The sequence below is a fragment of the Zwartia hollandica genome, assembly GCF_019923725.1.
Classification (GTDB): Bacteria; Pseudomonadota; Gammaproteobacteria; order Burkholderiales; family Burkholderiaceae_B; genus Zwartia; species Zwartia hollandica.
In genome coordinates this window covers 59,121-75,812 of the sequence record NZ_JAHXRI010000025.1, presented here as the reverse complement: position 1 = coordinate 75,812, position 16,692 = coordinate 59,121, and the positions used below count along the sequence as shown (strand labels likewise).

At 52.9% G+C, this 16,692-nt stretch carries 16 protein-coding genes; 7 read left to right on the top strand and 9 right to left on the bottom strand.

Annotation, left to right across the window (positions count from 1 at the left end; all coding sequences use genetic code 11):
* The first annotated feature begins 11 nt into the window (after positions 1 to 11).
* The 3 genes from KZZ10_RS14815 (at position 12) to efp (ending at position 2,995) form a co-directional block, all read left to right on the top strand.
* Positions 12 to 1,226, top strand: a complete 1,215-nt coding sequence (locus tag KZZ10_RS14815) for a DUF2863 family protein (protein ID WP_259662315.1) — start codon at positions 12 to 14, stop codon at positions 1,224 to 1,226.
* A 2-nt stretch (positions 1,227 to 1,228) separates the two neighbouring features.
* Positions 1,229 to 2,329 carry an elongation factor P maturation arginine rhamnosyltransferase EarP gene (gene earP / locus KZZ10_RS14810; protein ID WP_259662314.1) on the top strand — a complete coding sequence of 367 codons (1,101 nt, stop codon included), beginning with the start codon at positions 1,229 to 1,231 and terminating at the stop codon, positions 2,327 to 2,329.
* A gap of 108 nt (positions 2,330 to 2,437) precedes the next feature.
* Positions 2,438 to 2,995 (top strand): elongation factor P, encoded by a 558-nt coding sequence (efp, locus tag KZZ10_RS14805; RefSeq protein ID WP_259662313.1) that lies wholly within the window; start codon positions 2,438 to 2,440, stop codon positions 2,993 to 2,995.
* Between the two features lie 59 nt (positions 2,996 to 3,054).
* On the opposite strand, the gene KZZ10_RS14800 is transcribed toward efp, so the two are convergent.
* From KZZ10_RS14800 to KZZ10_RS14765, 8 genes are all read right to left on the bottom strand, one after another.
* Positions 3,055 to 3,297: a hypothetical protein gene (locus KZZ10_RS14800; protein ID WP_259662312.1), complete on the bottom strand. Its 243-nt coding sequence runs from the start codon at positions 3,295 to 3,297 to the stop codon at positions 3,055 to 3,057.
* Between the two features lie 81 nt (positions 3,298 to 3,378).
* Positions 3,379 to 3,636, bottom strand: coding sequence for a YkgJ family cysteine cluster protein (locus tag KZZ10_RS14795; RefSeq protein ID WP_259662311.1), 258 nt, complete (start codon positions 3,634 to 3,636; stop codon positions 3,379 to 3,381).
* A complete protein-coding gene (locus tag KZZ10_RS14790) occupies positions 3,633 to 4,124 on the bottom strand; it encodes a DUF1178 family protein (protein ID WP_259662310.1) in 492 nt (163 codons plus the stop codon). The genes KZZ10_RS14795 and KZZ10_RS14790 overlap by 4 nt, the downstream gene beginning before the upstream one ends.
* 71 nt (positions 4,125 to 4,195) lie before the next feature.
* Positions 4,196 to 7,375 (bottom strand): dipeptide ABC transporter ATP-binding protein, encoded by a 3,180-nt coding sequence (locus KZZ10_RS14785; RefSeq protein ID WP_259662309.1) that lies wholly within the window; start codon positions 7,373 to 7,375, stop codon positions 4,196 to 4,198.
* Positions 7,376 to 7,377: 2 nt separating this feature from the next.
* Positions 7,378 to 8,355 carry an ABC transporter permease gene (locus tag KZZ10_RS14780; RefSeq protein WP_259662308.1) on the bottom strand — a complete coding sequence of 326 codons (978 nt, stop codon included), beginning with the start codon at positions 8,353 to 8,355 and terminating at the stop codon, positions 7,378 to 7,380.
* Positions 8,352 to 10,565: an ABC transporter substrate-binding protein gene (locus KZZ10_RS14775; RefSeq protein WP_259662433.1), complete on the bottom strand. Its 2,214-nt coding sequence runs from the start codon at positions 10,563 to 10,565 to the stop codon at positions 8,352 to 8,354. The genes KZZ10_RS14780 and KZZ10_RS14775 overlap by 4 nt, the downstream gene beginning before the upstream one ends.
* Positions 10,566 to 10,576: 11 nt before the next feature.
* The gene (locus KZZ10_RS14770; protein WP_259662307.1) at positions 10,577 to 11,161 is read right to left on the bottom strand and encodes a thermonuclease family protein; all 585 of its coding nucleotides are present in this window, start codon (positions 11,159 to 11,161) and stop codon (positions 10,577 to 10,579) included.
* A 62-nt stretch (positions 11,162 to 11,223) separates the two neighbouring features.
* Positions 11,224 to 12,231 carry a magnesium and cobalt transport protein CorA gene (locus KZZ10_RS14765; protein ID WP_259662306.1) on the bottom strand — a complete coding sequence of 336 codons (1,008 nt, stop codon included), beginning with the start codon at positions 12,229 to 12,231 and terminating at the stop codon, positions 11,224 to 11,226.
* Positions 12,232 to 12,372: 141 nt separating this feature from the next.
* Here KZZ10_RS14765 and KZZ10_RS14760 point away from each other — a divergent pair, with 141 nt between their 5' ends.
* The 4 genes from KZZ10_RS14760 to KZZ10_RS14745 are packed head-to-tail and all read left to right on the top strand — an operon-like array spanning position 12,373 to position 16,100.
* The gene (locus tag KZZ10_RS14760) at positions 12,373 to 13,320 is read left to right on the top strand and encodes a D-2-hydroxyacid dehydrogenase (protein WP_259662305.1); all 948 of its coding nucleotides are present in this window, start codon (positions 12,373 to 12,375) and stop codon (positions 13,318 to 13,320) included.
* 19 nt (positions 13,321 to 13,339) lie between these two features.
* A complete protein-coding gene (locus tag KZZ10_RS14755) occupies positions 13,340 to 14,707 on the top strand; it encodes an acyclic terpene utilization AtuA family protein (RefSeq protein ID WP_259662304.1) in 1,368 nt (455 codons plus the stop codon).
* On the top strand, positions 14,704 to 15,069 hold the full coding sequence (locus KZZ10_RS14750; protein WP_259662303.1) for an AtuA-related protein: 366 nt from the start codon (positions 14,704 to 14,706) through the stop codon (positions 15,067 to 15,069). Before KZZ10_RS14755 ends, KZZ10_RS14750 begins: the two co-directional genes overlap by 4 nt.
* Positions 15,070 to 15,122: 53 nt before the next feature.
* Complete coding sequence (locus tag KZZ10_RS14745) at positions 15,123 to 16,100, top strand: Bug family tripartite tricarboxylate transporter substrate binding protein (RefSeq protein WP_259662302.1); 978 nt, start codon at positions 15,123 to 15,125, stop codon at positions 16,098 to 16,100.
* Here KZZ10_RS14745 and KZZ10_RS14740 read toward each other — a convergent pair.
* Positions 16,084 to 16,689 carry a hypothetical protein gene (locus tag KZZ10_RS14740; RefSeq protein WP_259662301.1) on the bottom strand — a complete coding sequence of 202 codons (606 nt, stop codon included), beginning with the start codon at positions 16,687 to 16,689 and terminating at the stop codon, positions 16,084 to 16,086. The genes KZZ10_RS14745 and KZZ10_RS14740 overlap by 17 nt on opposite strands.
* Between the last annotated feature and the right edge of the window lie 3 nt (positions 16,690 to 16,692).

Below are 16,692 nucleotides of genomic sequence, written 5' to 3'. Positions count from 1 at the left end.
TCCCCCCTGTTATGGCTCGTGCCCGCTCAACCCCCTCTTCTACCCGTCTGACCCGTGATGCCACCCGCTTGGTATCGCTTGCACTTGCCTTACATAGCTCCGGAAGTCGCGTAGAAGATCAGTACTGGGAAAACGAGCTCGGTGCGCTTCTGAACAAGCTCATGCGCGCTGGCAACGACACCATCATCGATTCTGCACTAGATCACCTCTCGAAGACGAATCTTGGTGGCTATGAAGTGTTAATTGAACAAGCTGAGACGCTGTCGGAGTCTTGCGTGATTGAGAAGGACGGTGCGCGCTACGATGTATTGTTAATTGTTGCCCCTATTGTTGCCTGGACGCGCTACAGCATCCCCGCTTGCGATCTCCCGACCAGCATGGTCACCTCACTGCAAAGTCACTTACAGGCGCATGTGCTCGCAGCGAACACACAGGTTGCAGTAATGCCCAGGCTCGCAAGTTTGGATCAAATGCCTCGCAGCTTTTGTGAAACATGGGAATGGCTACTCAAACTCGGCGCACACGCTCTCGGCTTACCCGGTGCACTACCAAAATTACACGCTGAGCCAGACGCCTTCAATATGCTGGCCGATACCCGCTACTTAGTGGCTGCCGTCGCGATTCCAGAGGGGCAGCCGCTATTTCGTTGGCAAGAAGAGCCCGGCGAACTCGGTAATGGACGCGTCAAGTGCCTAGAGAACTGGGGTGACGCAACACAGACTTTGTTTACAGAGCTCTTGGCGGGCTGCGGCTTTGAAATACTTGTTCCTGATGCCTACTACGTTAGTAATCGTGAAGCCGACCGACGCGTTCGACCACTCTCGGTTAAAGCTGCCGTGTCTTGGTTGGGCTCAGCACTGAACATCGAACCGAGCCAGTTGCGTGCTGTTGTGGCGGGCTGCGGCGAACAGCGTATCGATGAATACCGCATCGGCTTCACACAAAAAAATAAGAATGAAGTCGTCTATGGTTGCCTTTGGCCCTTGTATGGCCGCGAGGACGACCAACCCTTGCTCGACAGCGAACCGACACCGATTGATACGGTCGATGAAATCGCAAGCTTACTCAAAGAGTGCGGCGTAACCGACATTCGCCGTCTACCAGGCACGTTGCCACCAGACTTTTGTGAAGACTGTGGTGCACCGCATTTCCCAAACCCCTCTGGTGAAATGGTCCATGCCGAACTACCAGAAGACGCCGAGACGGCGCCTGCGCATTTTCATTAGCGATGCGCGCGGATATTTTTTGCCGCGTCGTCGATAACTTTGGTGACATCGGCGTCACTTGGCGCTTGACGCGTCAACTGCAAAGCGAACACGGTTGGTCGATTCGTCTTTGGGTCGATGCACTCGACAGCTTCAAGAAACTTGATGCGCGCGTCAGCACTGCGCAAAGTATTCAGCTCATCGACAACATCGAGATTGTTCACTGGACGAACCCAGCGCCAGACCTCGTACCCCGTCCAGTTGTCATCGCTAGCTTCTCGTGCGAGCTGCCACCCGCTTTCCAGGCCCGGATGATTCCTGGCAACACACTTTGGATTAATCTGGAGTATCTCAGTGCAGAAGCATGGGTCGAGGGATGTCACGGACTCCCTTCGCTGCGCTCGGATGGCCTACACTCCAACTTCTTTTTCCCTGGCTTTACCTCGCAAACAGGTGGCTTAATCAAAGAATCAAGCTTGATTGAGGTCCGAGATGCTTGGCAGGCCAACCCTGATCGACAGTTCCAATGGATCAAGTCCCTCGGCGTGCCATCCGATGGCTTACAAGCCTGGCGTTCAGGTCGACTGATCTCAGCCTTCTGTTACCCACAGGCTCCTCTCAGCGCATTTTGTAAGCACTTGGCGAACGAGTCTATTTCGACGCTACTTCTGATCCCTGAGGGTATCGCTAGCGACATCCCAAGAGGACAGCAAGGCAATCTTCACGTCGCGCGTATACCGTTCACGACGCAACCAGAATACGACCAAACGCTCTGGACTGCTGACCTCAATATTGTTCGCGGCGAGGACTCTTTTGTGCGAGCACTGTGGGCCGCAAAACCTTCCATCTGGCACATCTACCCGCAAACGGAAGAGACCCATCTGGTCAAGCTCGATGCTTGGCTCGCACGTGCGGCGCTGCCCGCGCCCGTACAGTCCTGCATCCGGAACTGGAACCTTGAGCATGCCTCAGCCGCGTCTTCAAACGCCTTCGCTCAAATTTTAGAACCAGCGTCCCTGACCGCATGGACGTTGGCAGCCAAAGAAATCGCGGCCGATTTAGCTAAAAACCAAGATTTGGCCTGTTCACTAGACCTTTTTTGCCGGACAAAAGGATCGCTTTAAGCGAGTTTCACAGCAGTTGCGTCTCGAACAGGCTAGAATAGAGGGCTTTTTTACAAAACCGCTCCGGCAATCGAGTCCCGGAGACCCCAAGTTACCGGAGTTTTAAGCATGAAAACCGCACAAGAGCTGCGCGTAGGCAACGTCGTGATGGTTGGCAAAGATGCCGTCGTCGTGCAGCGCGCCGAATACAGCAAATCGGGCCGCAACGCATCGGTCGTTAAACTCAAATTTAAAAACCTGCTGACTGGCTCAGGCAGTGAGACCGTGTCCAAAGCCGACGAAAAGTACGATGTCGTTGTGCTTGATCGCAAAGAATGCACCTACTCTTACTTTGCTGATCCTATGTACGTTTTTATGGATGCCGATTTCAACCAGTATGAGATCGAAGCAGACAGCATGGGCGACGCCCTGCACTACCTCGAAGAAGGCATGCCGGTTGAAGCAGTGTTCTATGATGGCCGTGCGATTTCTGTTGAATTACCCACCATGGTTGTCCGCGAGATCGTCTACACCGAACCTGCTGTACGTGGCGATACTTCCGGTAAGGTCATGAAGCCCGCAAAAATCAATACCGGCCATGAACTGCCTGTGCCGCTTTTTTGCGCAATTGGCGACAAGATTGAAATCGACACACGCACTGGCGAGTACCGCAGCCGCGTGATGTAAAAATCACAAGCTGATCAGAAAATAGCTCCCTTGGGAGCTATTTTTTTTGCTCTGCAACACTAAAACAAGTTAGCAAGTTTGGCGATTGCACCAAGCACTGCGATCAGACTCGTAAACTGCATACCGATGACCCAGACAAATTTGCGATCAACGTCAGCGCGGAAATCTTGCTGTGTGCGATTCACCTCAGAAAACCTGTGATCCATATCAGATCGCAATTCAGTAATCGAACGATCAAGACGATCGATTGATTTTGTGTGTTGCTGAACTAAAACTTCGAGTACTGTGATGCGTTTTTCCATGCGCACATCTTAAGCAAATACGATGATACGAACAAGAGCAAAAGCAGGACAAAGCTAGGTCAAAGAGCAAGAATTTTGTAACTAGTTGTATCGAGTTTTTTGCTCTAACTCGGCGAGCCAGACAATGGCATAGGTTCGATCAGTGCCACACATTTCTTCTGATGGCTGCAAGCCGCCGCAAAAATGTGGTCGCTCAGGCTTGCCAAATAAGGCACACCGAAAGTCTGCCAAAAGCTGCACACAAGGGACGCCTGCAGGCTTGCCAAGCGGCATTCCGGGTATTGGGCTTGTAATGGAGGGCGCCACACAACAGGCACCGCAATCGGGGCGACACTTCACTGCAGTCGGTCTGTATCCAGAAACTCTGGCAAGGCAACGACTGCGATGCCCTCTTCAGCTAAGGCCTCACGCTCTTGCGGCGTGGCGGTGCCACGAATAGGTCGGTCGTCGGATTCGCCCTCATGTATACGACGCGCTTCATCGGCAAACCGATCGCCAACGTTTTCGGTTTTACTGACGAAGTCGCGCATCTGCTGCATTAGGGCCGCCTGTAGTTGCAGAAGCTGACCTGACTCGTTAGAAACCGCCACTGCATTGGACGAACCGGCCGCCGTAGACGCTTGGGTATCAGAAACCGGGGGCGCGTCTGAAAAGTGTCCCACATTGAGTCGTGGCGCAGACAGCCGCTTGGTAATCGTGGTGTCTTGACACATGGGACAGCTCACCAGACCGCGCGCTTGTTGGGCATCATAATCATCATGCGAGCCGAACCAGCCTTCAAAAAGATGGCTATTCGCGCACTGCAGATCGAAAACTTTTAATCCCATACCGTCTATCTTGAGGCTAAACCGGTAAATACAAGACCCTGAGTATACCGGAGGCCCCCACCAAGGCAGGACTAAGCCACTAGATCGAGACGGGGAACCGCCGCCAGTAGCTCACGTGTGATGTGATGCCTGGGCGACTGCAGCACCTGCTCTGCATCCCCTATCTCAACCAGCACGCCCGAATCCATCACAGCGACACGGTCTGCCAGATACTCTACGACACCAAAGTTATGGGTAATGAATAAATACGCCATACCGGTTTCTTTCTGTAGATCTGACAAAAGATCCAGAATCTGCGCCTGCACCGATACATCAAGTGCCGAGGTAGGCTCATCCAAGATCAGTACAGCGGGCTCGACGGCGAGCGCCCGCGCAATCGCAATACGTTGGCGCTGCCCGCCGGAGAACTCATGCGGGTAGCGATCCGAGGCATCGCTCGGCAAGCCTACCCTTGCCAGCAAATACGCGATGCGACGCGTTTGCTCAACGCGACTCCACTCTGGGCGCAACGCCTCAATACCCTCCTGCAAAATCGCACCAATTCGCATTCTTGGGTCGAGAGAAGCGTAGGGATCTTGAAAAACGATCTGGATCTGCCGGCGCAACGCGAGCAGTTGACGCCCCGAGCATGTCAGAATATTCGAATTATTGATGATCGCGCTACCGGATACTTCAGCGTTCGAATCGAGCAATCGAAGCAGCGCCTTAGCCACCGTTGTCTTGCCGCACCCAGAGGCACCCACCAAAGCAAGTGTTTCCCCCGCACGCAACTCAAAGCTCACGCCTTGCACAACATTATTGTGACCCGACACACGCCGCAAAAGACCTTGTCGTTGCGCATAACGAATCTGCAAGTCCTGCACAGCCAAGCAGACAGCATGCCCCCCCAACGCTGGCGAAGTAGGAGGCTGAGATACCAACAAACGTTCACGTCCCGCAGCGGATAGCGGTCTGCCGCGCTTGCTAAAGGTCGGAATAGCGTCGAACAATTCACGCGCATACGCATGCTCTGGCGCACGAAAGAACTTTTCAGCCGAAGCCGTCTCAACAACCTCGCCATGACGCATTAAGGCAACGGTATCTGCTACATCCTTTACCACAGCTAGATCATGCGTAATCAACAAAACTGCCATTCCAAGCTCTTTCTGAATATCGGCCAACAGCGTCAACACCTGCGCCTGAACCGTCACATCCAGCGCCGTAGTGGGCTCGTCAGCGATCAACAGTTCGGGTTCGGCCGCCAAAGCGATAGCGATCATGACGCGCTGCTTTTGTCCGCCAGAGAACTGAAAAGGATAGTCATCCACTCGGCGCGCAGGGTCCGGAATCCCGACACGCTCGAGCCACTGGATCGCCCTTGCACGTGCAGCTTGTCCGCGAAGCGTTGTATGCGCCTCGATTGCCTCAATAATTTGCTGACCAATGCGCATCACGGGGTTCAGACTGGTCGCAGGCTCCTGGAAGATCATCCCCGCACGCCCACCACGCACGTCCCGCATCGCCACTTCAGGCAGGCCTAGCAACTCTGTGCCCTCCAACACAACGCGTCCACGCGTCACCTGCAAGGCCTCGGGCAGTAATCGAAGTAAAGCCATCGCTGTCATGCTTTTGCCGGAACCAGATTCACCGACCAACGCAAAGGTTTCGCCGCGCTGTACGGTTAAAGCCAACGCCTTCACAGCAAGTTGAAAACGTTCTTGCGTATCGATCGAAACATCGAGGTCTGTCACTTTCAACACTGGCTGAAGGACAGGCTTAAGCCCTTGCACGCCAGTCGGAAGAGCTGTGTGCGCTGTCGTGACGCCTCCCTCGGGCAAGGCTGTAGTCCCACGGCGTACTCGAAACGACCTAGATCGCGGGTCGAAGGCTTCACGAACCGCGTCTGCAAACAAATTCGCCGCTAGCACCAAAGCCAGCATGAATAGAAATGCAGCAAGCAAGTTCCACCAGATCATCGGATCGCGCGACATTTCAAACCGCGCTTTCTCGATCATCGAGCCGAAAGAATTCATACTCGGATCCACGCCGATACCAAGATAAGAAAGGACAGCTTCGTACAGCACTAATCCAGAGAACTCCAGCACGACCGTGATCAACACGATATGCATCACATTGGGCAACAGATGTCGACCCATAATACGGAGGTTAGAAATGCCAAATGCCCGGGCCGCCTGGACATACTCAAGCTCACGCAGTTTGAGTGATTCCGCACGTAACAAACGACATAAGCCGGCCCATCCGGTAAGACCTAAAATCATGCATAGTAAAAACAGTCGCAAGTCTGCCCGCTGAACAGAGGTCGGAAACAAACCAGGATTTGTGTCGATGTACACCTGCATCATTAAGACACAGGCGGCAATCAACAGCACACCGGGAATCGACGTCAACGTCGTGTAGACATACTGAATGACATCATCAATCCAGCCTTTAAAGTAACCCGCAGCAATGCCAAACACGATTGCGGGGGGAAGCATCGCAATCGTGGTTAGACTACCAATCACCCAGGCGGTACGTACACTCTTCAACGCTTGCCAAAGAACATCGTTACCCGTGCGATCTGTCCCAAGAACGTGATAGCCGGAGGCTAACCCAACGACAATGCCGAGCAACAAACAAACAGTCGTCGACGTGATCAAGATGGCACGCCAAGGAACCTCAGATTGTCCGCTTAACATCTGTCGCCAACACTCAAGGCGCGCGCCACGCTTGACACAAATCATCCGCAGGCCGACTAGCAATGCCGCTAACAAGGCACCACCACCCAACCCCAACAAGAGTCGCTTCAACACATCAACGAACCATTGCTCCTGCGGCTCACCGAGATGTCGTCCCCCAAAACGGAGCCGAGGAAAGTCGCGTACCGGGGCGCCCCCTTCCTGCAAAATAGTTTCCTTTGTGAACTGCTGCCAGGACAAGGGTGACGAGTAGGTTTTTTCAGGTCGAACAAAAGCCGTGTCCTCAAGCAAAACATCTAACAAGGACACGACTTTGGGCGCATACACCACTGCACTCGGGTTGGCAGCTCCTGGCGCAGGCGGCAATCTTGGCTGAAAATGTATGGAGTCCAACAACCCAACCACAACAAATAAGGACAGCACAACGGCCGAACACATCGCCGGCGTATTGCGCGCAACGCGCCCCCAAGTCGCACGAAGAGTACGCGAACGCGATACATGCCAGGCATAACCGAAAACCACTGCAAGCAAAGCAAATAATGCAGCGTCCGTCCAGAGGAGAATAAATTTTGGCATGATCACTCGAAACGTACGCGCGGATCAGCGAGCGTATAAGAAATATCGGCCAAAATTAGTCCCAGAATGTAGAGCGCGGAGCCTAGAAAGACCATCGCACGTACGACAGAAAAATCTTGTCCACTAATGGCGTCGATGGTGTAGCTTCCAAGCCCAGGGATTCCAAAGAACGACTCTGAAATCAAGCTTCCCATAAAGAGTAATGGTAGGGCCGAGACCGCGCCCGTTAGGATCGGAAGCATGGCATTACGCAGTACGTGTTTGAACAACACCACGCGCTCACTTAGGCCTTTAGCACGCGCCGTGCGAACGTAATCTTTACCCACTTCTTCTAAGAAAAGACTACGCAAAAATCGCGCCTCCGGACCTAATCGAGCGATCACGGCGACCAAAATAGGTAAAGCCAAAAATTTTAAGGCGTCCCATCCCCCAGCAAAACCAGAGTAAGGCACCAGACGTAGTAATTTAGAAAACAGCCACTGCCCAGCGATAATGTAGAAAAGCCCAGAGATTGACAACATCACCACACACAACACGACTCCCCAAAAGTCCAAGTGCGTTGTTCTAAAAAAAACAAGCAGCAAGGCGAAGGCAATACTCACCAGCAGACCCAGGATAAAAGTTGGAATCGCTAGCGCCAGACTTGGCCACATCCGCTTACCAATTTCACGTCCAATGTCTCTACCCTCATCGGAGGCACCAAAGTCAAATCTCAGCAAGGGGACCGAGCGTTGATAGAAAATCGTATCGGTGTATTGCTCTAAACCACGCGCTTGTGTATTGATGAACAATGGCTTGTCATAACCGCGTTCGACCTTCCACTTCGTAATCGCATCAGCACTTACGCGCTGACCACCAATCGCAAGACGAGCCATATCGTCAGGCGTGTTCACAGCAAAAAATAACACGAAGGTAAAAAGGTTAACCCCTATCAGGATCAGCACACCGTAGAGCATTCGACGCAAAACGTATCCGATCATTTTGGCGTCTCCACAACGTCGCCCATAGCATTCTGTTGCGCTTGTTGGCGAAGCGCACGCCAGGCTGGCCAAACCAATAAGCCGAGTAGACCAAATAACACCAGCAGTGGCCACCAAACAGGAGGGTTCCATTCCGCTATTTTTTTACTGCGCAACTCAGTATCAATCTTCATGTACTGCAAGCTGTTACGCACCATTTGAGTTGGCTTCGCGTTACCTACCCATTGCTGAAAGGCTCCGCCTGACTTGGGAAATAAACCAAACATCCAAGGGGCATCCTCTTGCACAATTCTTATCATCTGCGCGATGAGCTGCTCTTTTTCAGGGCCATCCGGTAAGTCACGCATCTTTTCAAACAGCGCGTCATACTCCGGATTCACATAGTTTGATGCATTCTCGCCTCCCTTCTCAGCTTTCACATTTGGCCCATAAAGCAAAAACAAGAAATTCTCTGCATCTGGATAGTCAGCGACCCAACCCCACATGTACATCTGCGCCACACCCCGCGCCATCTTCTCTTGAAAACGGTTGTAGTCAGTGGAACGGATGTCGAGCTGCACGCCGATCTGAGCGAACTGGCGACGCATCCAATCGAGCGTTGGACTAGACCCACCCCCTCCGCTCGCGGAATCGAAGTACAACACGAGAGGCTCGCCTGTCGTTACGTGACGTCCATTTGGATAGCCTGCCTCGGCTAACAGCTGACGGGCCTGCTCAAGCGACTTTCGCTGCGCGTTACCACCGACGACATCATAGACAACAGGATTGATACCCGAGATACCCGACTGATAGCCAAGAATTCCAGGAGGGACAGGGCCATAGGCGACCTGAGCCTGATCATTTTGGAAGATCGCAACAAACTCCTCCCAGTTGAACGCAATACTCAGCGCTTGGCGCAGTTTCTGATTACGTGCTTGCTGTTCAGGGGTATCTCCACGCCCAACGACCGGATCGCGCCAGTTAAATCCAAAGTATTGCATTTGTGCTTCGACTGTCGTCGGTAACTGGATGCCATGCTTTGCATATAGCGCAGCTTTCTCTGTTGAGTCAGATGCTGCTACAAGCATCGCGACCCCCGTATCGCCACGGTCAACCTGCGGCACGTCGTAATAGCCTTGCATGAACTTTCCCTGCAAGGGAATGCTTTCCTTCTCAATGTTGAAAACGATGCGATCAATAAAGGGCGTCATCTTGCCGCAATCGTTTAACAAACCTTTTGCGCGATCAGCCGGTTCACCCTCACACGGATAAGGTTCACCTCGAAAATTAGGATTGCGCGCCAACACATGCCGCCGGTTTTGAATTGACTCAGTCAACATATAGGGTCCTGTCCCGACAGGCCAATTATTAAGCGTCAGGTTGCGCTGAGCCATACCCGGTTGACTGTAGAAGCGATCTGCTTCCCAGGGAATCGGGGCAACAAAGGTCATCGCCAGCCAATACTTGAACTGAGGGTACAGACCTTTGACACGAATTCGTAGCGTGTGCTCATCGAGCGCCTCAACTCCAGAAAAACCAACACTACGCAAATCTAACCAAGGCAAATCGCGCGAACCAACAGAGACGCCCTTGCGTAGCGCAGTATCTATCTCCCGCAAGCGGGTGCCATACTCTTTCATCCCCACAACATGCTGGGCAAGTGTTGAAAAAATTGGCGACGCCACGCGGGGGCTCGCTAAACGCCGAATTGCATAGACGTAATCGTGTGCGGTCAGCTCGCGCGCCCCTTGCTGCGCAAAGTCACTCATCACAAATTTATCAGTCAGCTGTTCTGACGTTAGCGGCCAATAGCTAAAACGACCATCTGCTTCGCGCGCAAAAACAGGGTGTGGCTGATACTGAATCCCCTTGCGTAAAGGAATGTCGTACACACTCTCTGCGATATCTTTGACCGCAGCGTCTGCGCTTAACTTATTGCCTTGCTTATCTACAAATACTGGCTCAACGACCTCAAGCGCAGTACGCGGGATTAACTCATACGGCCGCTTGAGATAATGATAGCCATACAGCGGTTCGTAAATGTTATAGGTATAAGGTGTTTCATCGGTCGAGTAGGACCGCGCAGGATCAAGATACTTCGGCGATCGCTGCGTAAAGGCGGTGTACAACACATTTTTAGTCTCGGCGCCAGCCGCATAAGGGCTATTAATAGGCGACTCAACGCCTTGCGGTCCACAGCCAACCACCGCAGCACAGCAAGCAATCGCCAGGCAGAGCTTTTTCACTTGCACTTTTTGTTTTGCCAACACACAACACGCCATTCCCAAGGTGCGACAGCGCCAGCTTCAGCCCAGAGCCCCAGTTTCTTTTTTTGCGCATCACTTTGAATTCCCACCAAGGACTTATCGCGCAAAAACTTACCCTTGGCCTGTTGGTTCGCCCAGGCCATGCCATCTTGCACCTGCAAGCGATTCGCTGTCGTACCATTTGCTGGCACGTCACAGACATCTCGCCCGTAGTGGTCCTTCTCGTAACAGGTCAGAGTCAAGGTCTTACCAGCCACATAGTCCGCCAGGTTCTTGCGCGAAGCCTCGCCAAACGGCTGGCCAGGTCGCTCACTACCGTGACTCGTTTCAGGTGCATCAATGCTTGCCAGGCGAATACGATGCTGCGTCTTGTCCACCAGCAAGTTGATCGTGTCCCCGTCAGAAACCTGCACGACCTTGCCGGTTAAAGCATATTGCCCTACGCCTTGCGCTAGGGCAGGACCCGTCAGACCAACGAGGCCAAGGAAGGCCATCGAAATCACTGACTGAGTGAGCGTTCGCCCGGCGCGGCGCGAGAGAGTTTGGTAGCTGCTATTCATATAAGTATTTGATTTATCTGATTATTTCAAAAAAAATTGAATTTACCACTGTGGGAATATCTTTAAAGCCATTTTGCCTGACGGAATTTATAAAACAGCGTTCCGCAAATCGTACCCATTAAGCCTAGGATTACCAAATAGCCATACTTCCATTGGAGTTCGGGCATGTACTCAAAGTTCATTCCATAAATCCCAGCAATGGCAGTCGGAACGGCAAGAATCGCTGCCCACGCAGCAAGGCGACGTGTTGTCTCAGTTTGCTTAGCCTGCTCAATGAGCATGCCCGCCTCGAACGCAAAGGTGAGACCATCACCCAAGTTGTCGAGCAAGCGGTCCACGCGGTAGACGCGGTCAGCCAAGTCGGCAAATAGCGGACGCGCCTGCGCATTGATTGGCAGGAACTCTCGATGCGACAAACGACGACAAACCTCCCCGAGGGGCGCAATTGCATTGTGCATCCGCTGGAAATCTCTGCGCAACTGATAGAGCCGCCGAACTTTCAGTTTTTCTAGACCTCTCAAAATCATGGCTTGTTCCATCGGTTCGACCGCGCGCTCGAACATATCGTGAGCGAGGTTATAGCGATCGATCAACAAATCCAGCAGTTCAGACGCGACAAAAGCACTGCCCAGAGCAAGCTGGTCGGGCCGACTCTCCATTCGGTGCCTGAGCGCTGTGTGAGAGGCGATGGCACCACGACGCAGTGTAATGAGGTAGTTTGACCCGATAAGCAATTGTGTTTCGCCGAAAGCCGGCAAGCCATCAGTGCTTCGCACCTCGACTGTCATTGCGACCACCAGCACAGCCGTCCCATAATCCATCACCTTGGGAACTCGGTGCGTTGCGCCCATATCCTGTCCAACTGCAGCGTCCAACCCTAACTGCGCCACAATCATGTCAATGACGTCCGGAGCTGGGTCATGTAGACCCACCCATAAAAGGGAATTTTCTGCCTTTAGTACGGCACTAATCTGCGTGACCTCGACGACGTGTTTTTGACCATCTCGGCCGTACACGGCAGATGCGACAACAGAAGCCGACACACCAAGGGCGGAAGAAGAAGCGATCATCAAAGACATCCCAAAAGAAAAAACAGCGGAACCAGCTCTTACAAGACCAATTTAAAAGGTCGTGCGGCATGATTTAATGTACAAAAACCACGCCAGCCAACGCGCAAGGCATATCAGACCACATTCGAGCAAAGTTTAACCATGCAGATCGTATTTTTAGATAGCGACACCATTCCAAACCCGCTTACCGTGCCAGCTTGGGCTACTCAATGGAAAAACTGCCCAGCCACCAGTCCTGGAGCTCAAGCAACCCTGCAAGCACTGGGCGATGCCGAGATATGCATCACAAACAAAGTAAAAATTACCGCCGAGGTTCTGGCGGGTGCGCCCAGGCTTAAGTTTGTGTGCGTCGCGGCGACGGGCTATGACTGCATTGATCTGAATGCATGCCGCGCGCGTGGCGTTGTCGTATCCAATGTGCCGGGCTACTCACGACAAAGCGTTGGGGAAGGTGTCATTGGGTTTATTTTTGCGCTGCGTCGTGCGCTGTATTTTTATCAAACCGACGGACGCCAACAATGGCCAACCTCTGCTCACTTCTGCGTGCACGGCGCACCTATTTTAAATATAAGAGGAGCCACGTTAGGTATTTTCGGCAAAGGCGCGATTGGCTCGGAGGTTGCGACGCTTGCCCAAGCGCTTGGAATGAAAGTGCTGTTCGGTGAACACCGAGGTGCCCAGGTTGTGCGACCCGGTTACGTCGCCTTTGAAGAACTGCTCGCCCAAAGCGACGTGATTACACTGCACTGCCCTTTGACCCCCGATACCCGTGGATTGATTGGTGCAAAAGAACTTGCTCAGATGAAACCTGGTGCCATGCTGATCAACACAGCCCGAGGTCCACTGATTGACGAGGGTGCTGTCGGCGACGCCCTGTTGAGTGGCCATCTCGGTGGCGTCGCGCTAGACGTTTTAGCCAGTGAACCACCTGCAGCCGAACACACCCTATTACAAATGCACTTGCCTAATCTAATCATCACGCCCCACATTACTTGGGCAAACGAAGATGGGATGTCCCGGCTTACGCAGGGCATTCTTGGAAATCTGAATGCTTTTGTGCAAGGCAAACCGATCAATGTCGTCAGCTGATTAATACTGGAGCCTATTTATGAGCAAAACCAAAACAGACAAGCCGCTATATGTAGGCTGTGCTACTGGCTTCTCGGGCGACCGAACCGACGGTGCGGGTCCGGTCGTGGACACACTCATAGCGCTGGGTGGCGGAGTCCTCAACTTCGAGACTTTAGCCGAGCGCACACTTGCGCTTGCGCAAATTGAAAAGCGCAAGAATCCAAAAATGGGTTATGAGCCGCTGCTCGACGATCTTGTCGGTCCAGTCTTAAAACGCTGCCTCGAGCACAACATACAGATCGTGAGCAACTTCGGTGCCGCGAATCCGCAAGCAGCGGCCCAAAGGATCTTTGCGCTAGCGCGCATGCAAGGTTTACGTGTGCCACGTATTGCTGTCGTGCACGGTGACGACTTAACGCAACCCGAACAACTGAAGTTTCTACTTAAAAAGCTCGGTACAGATATCGACCCCTCGCGCGTTGTGAGTGCAAACGCCTACATTGGTGCCGCTGAAATCGCACAAGCCTTAAACGATGGCGCTGACATTGTCGTCACAGGCCGTGTATCAGATCCGTCTCTCACGTTAGGCCCCGCCATCGCGCACTTTGGGTGGGCCATGGACGACTGGCACAAGATGGGCTGTGGCACGATGGCCGGGCACATGCTTGAATGTGGCACACAGGTCTCTGGCGGCTACTATTGTGTTCCGGGACAAAAGCCCGTACCCGATATGCATCGTATTGGCTTTCCAATTGCCGAGATACGCGCCGATGGCAGCTTCTCCGTCTTTAAGGCGGATAACACAGGCGGACGCGTAGACGACCGCACCGGTCGTGAACAAATTCTTTACGAGGTACACGACCCTGCAAAGTATCTGACACCGGATGTCACGGCAGATATTACTCAGGTCACAATTGAATCCGAAGGACAAGATCGTATCCTTATTCAAGGCGTTACTGGTCATGCACGACCTGCAGAATTGAAAGTCAATGTCTGCTACGACAATGGTTATCTAGCCGAGGCCGAGATTTCTTACGCAGGCTTTCAAGCACGAGAACGGGCTGCACTCGCCGGCGAAACAGTACGAAAACGTATCGGCCATCTCTTACCACTTCGTATTGACCTGATCGGCGCCATCAGCATCTTTGGAGATGACGCTGGAGAATTAATGAGCAAGGGCTTGCCCGAGTCACGAGATGTCCGCTTGCGTGTGGCCGGTGTGCACTTACAGAAAGAGATTGCGGAAAAAATTCTACGCGATGTGACCTCACTGTACTGTTGCGGCCCCGCCGGTGGTGGTGGCGTTCGCACATCCCTGCGTCCGCGCCTCGACACCCTGTCTTGCACCATTCCTCGCGAGGCCGTGCCTTGCGGCTACAGTTTTGTTCAGGAGCAACTCCCATGAGCGCCACCGTCAAACTCCCGCTTTATCAACTCGCGCACAGCCGTGCTGGCGATAAAGGCAACACCTCTAACATCAGTGTGATTGCCTGGGATGCAGAGTGCTATGCACTGCTCACAGAGCAACTGACCGAGGCGCGTGTCGCCCAATGGTTTGGCTACCGTCACCCTAAGAATGTGGCACGCTACTTGCTTCCTAAACTCGAAGCAATGAATTTTGTGATCGAGGGAGTTCTCGATGGCGGCGTCAACGATGCGCTAAATCTGGACACACATGGTAAGGGGCTGTCTTTCTGGATGCTAGACCTTCCTATTGAGGTACCCCAGACTTTAGCTGCGAGACTCGCGGTTAAAGAGTACGTCTAACGAACAACATCACCACCCAAAGACCTTTTTACATACTTTTCGGAGCAACTTGAATGAACACGCGCCGCAACATCATGATCGCCACACTCGGCGTCATCAGCACATTTTTATCAGCACCGTTGATGGCGCAGGCCTACCCAACTAAGCCAATCAAACTGATTATTCCTTTCCCCGCCGGTGGCGCCACTGACATTGTGGGACGAGTCGTGGCACAACAGCTCGGTGTAGAGCTTGGGCAAACGGTCGTCGTGGATAATCGCGCAGGAGCGGCTGGCGTCATCGGATCCGAGTCAGTAGCGCGCTCAGCACCTGATGGCTACACGATTCTGCTTTCCACTTCAAGCACACATACGATCGGGCCGATCTTAAACCCGAAGATCCCGTACTCACCCACAAAGGACTTCACCCCCATCATGTATCTTGCTGCCTCTCCGCAAGTCGTGGTCGTGCCCTTGTCATCGCCTGCGACCACGATGCCAGAGCTGATTGATTACATTAAAAAGAATCCTGGCAAACTCAATTTCGGCTCAGCTGGAACGGGCGGGATCCCGCACCTTTCAACAGAGCGATTCTTGGCGATGACTGGCACCAAAATGACGCATGTGCCCTATAAAGGCACTGCTCTAGCGATGCCCGACTTAATGGCTGGCCGCCTAGATTTGATGTTTGATTCGATTTCAGTGTCGCTACCGCATATTCGCGATGGCAAAGTGCGCGCCTTGGCAGTCACTTCACCAAAGCCCTCTTCCGTAGCACCTAATATCCCGACATTGTCACAATTCGTACCCGGCTACGAGTCATTGACTTGGTTTGGCGTATTTGGACCTGCTGGCCTGCCACCCGCCATTCAAGCAACCCTCAATCAAGCTCTGAACAAAGCTATTCAAAATCCAGGCTTGTTAGCGCAGTTTGCAAAGCTCGGCTTCGATGCAGCAGGCGGTACCCCGCAAGAGTTTGCTAAGAAGATGGCGGAAGAAACGGCAATGTGGCAAAAAGTGATTACGGACGGCAACATCACGATCGAGCGGTAAAGAACTTGAGTGCTAGGCTCGCGAAATAGAGAATCACAAGCGTGCCTAGCAAATCCCCAACAAGCATTGGAATCATGCCCGAGAAAATATCGGGCGTGTGGCCAGAGAAAAAGAAATAAATATTGTGCGGAACGACATTACAGATTGCGCCCGCAAGAGAGAAAATCATCAGTTGACTAGGACGCAAACCAGATAGGTCCTCGCTTATTTGAAGCCATGTCCCACAGGCCTTAACCGCAGCAACTGGTCCAAGCGCTGACAGCCCTGCAATTACCACTGCATCAGCCCAACCAGCGTGCATCATCATGTCGTTCGTTAGCAAGGCGCCGAAAAACAAACCTACGGCGCCAACCCATCCAAGCACCATGACCGATAGCATACGAATTGCGGCCGGCAAAAAAATCCAATTAATGACTTTGCTGAGCGACAGATCGGAGAACAACCACTCATTGAGATAAAACAGGAACATCCATAGCAATACGACCAAAACACCCGCGCCTAATAGTGCTGGTGTCGACTTGGGCTTCTGTATGGGACGGACGCTGGATCTTGACGACCCATCCGAATGGACCTGCGAAGGGGGCGGCATTAG

Bases quoted from the DNA above. Each gene is read 5' to 3' on its own strand.
- KZZ10_RS14785 (WP_259662309.1), bottom strand. From the start codon at position 7,375: ATGCCAAAATTTATTCTCCTCTGGACGGACGCTGCATTATTTGCTTTG.
- KZZ10_RS14815 (WP_259662315.1), top strand. From the start codon at position 12: ATGGCTCGTGCCCGCTCAACCCCCTCTTCTACCCGTCTGACCCGTGAT.
- KZZ10_RS14745 (WP_259662302.1), top strand. From the start codon at position 15,123: ATGAACACGCGCCGCAACATCATGATCGCCACACTCGGCGTCATCAGC.
- KZZ10_RS14755 (WP_259662304.1), top strand. From the start codon at position 13,340: ATGAGCAAAACCAAAACAGACAAGCCGCTATATGTAGGCTGTGCTACT.
- KZZ10_RS14780 (WP_259662308.1), bottom strand. From the start codon at position 8,355: ATGATCGGATACGTTTTGCGTCGAATGCTCTACGGTGTGCTGATCCTG.
- KZZ10_RS14740 (WP_259662301.1), bottom strand. From the start codon at position 16,689: ATGCCGCCCCCTTCGCAGGTCCATTCGGATGGGTCGTCAAGATCCAGC.
- earP (WP_259662314.1), top strand. From the start codon at position 1,229: ATGCGCGCGGATATTTTTTGCCGCGTCGTCGATAACTTTGGTGACATC.
- KZZ10_RS14765 (WP_259662306.1), bottom strand. From the start codon at position 12,231: ATGATCGCTTCTTCTTCCGCCCTTGGTGTGTCGGCTTCTGTTGTCGCA.
- efp (WP_259662313.1), top strand. From the start codon at position 2,438: ATGAAAACCGCACAAGAGCTGCGCGTAGGCAACGTCGTGATGGTTGGC.
- KZZ10_RS14760 (WP_259662305.1), top strand. From the start codon at position 12,373: ATGCAGATCGTATTTTTAGATAGCGACACCATTCCAAACCCGCTTACC.
- KZZ10_RS14770 (WP_259662307.1), bottom strand. From the start codon at position 11,161: ATGAATAGCAGCTACCAAACTCTCTCGCGCCGCGCCGGGCGAACGCTC.
- KZZ10_RS14750 (WP_259662303.1), top strand. From the start codon at position 14,704: ATGAGCGCCACCGTCAAACTCCCGCTTTATCAACTCGCGCACAGCCGT.
- KZZ10_RS14800 (WP_259662312.1), bottom strand. From the start codon at position 3,297: ATGGAAAAACGCATCACAGTACTCGAAGTTTTAGTTCAGCAACACACA.
- KZZ10_RS14790 (WP_259662310.1), bottom strand. From the start codon at position 4,124: ATGGGATTAAAAGTTTTCGATCTGCAGTGCGCGAATAGCCATCTTTTT.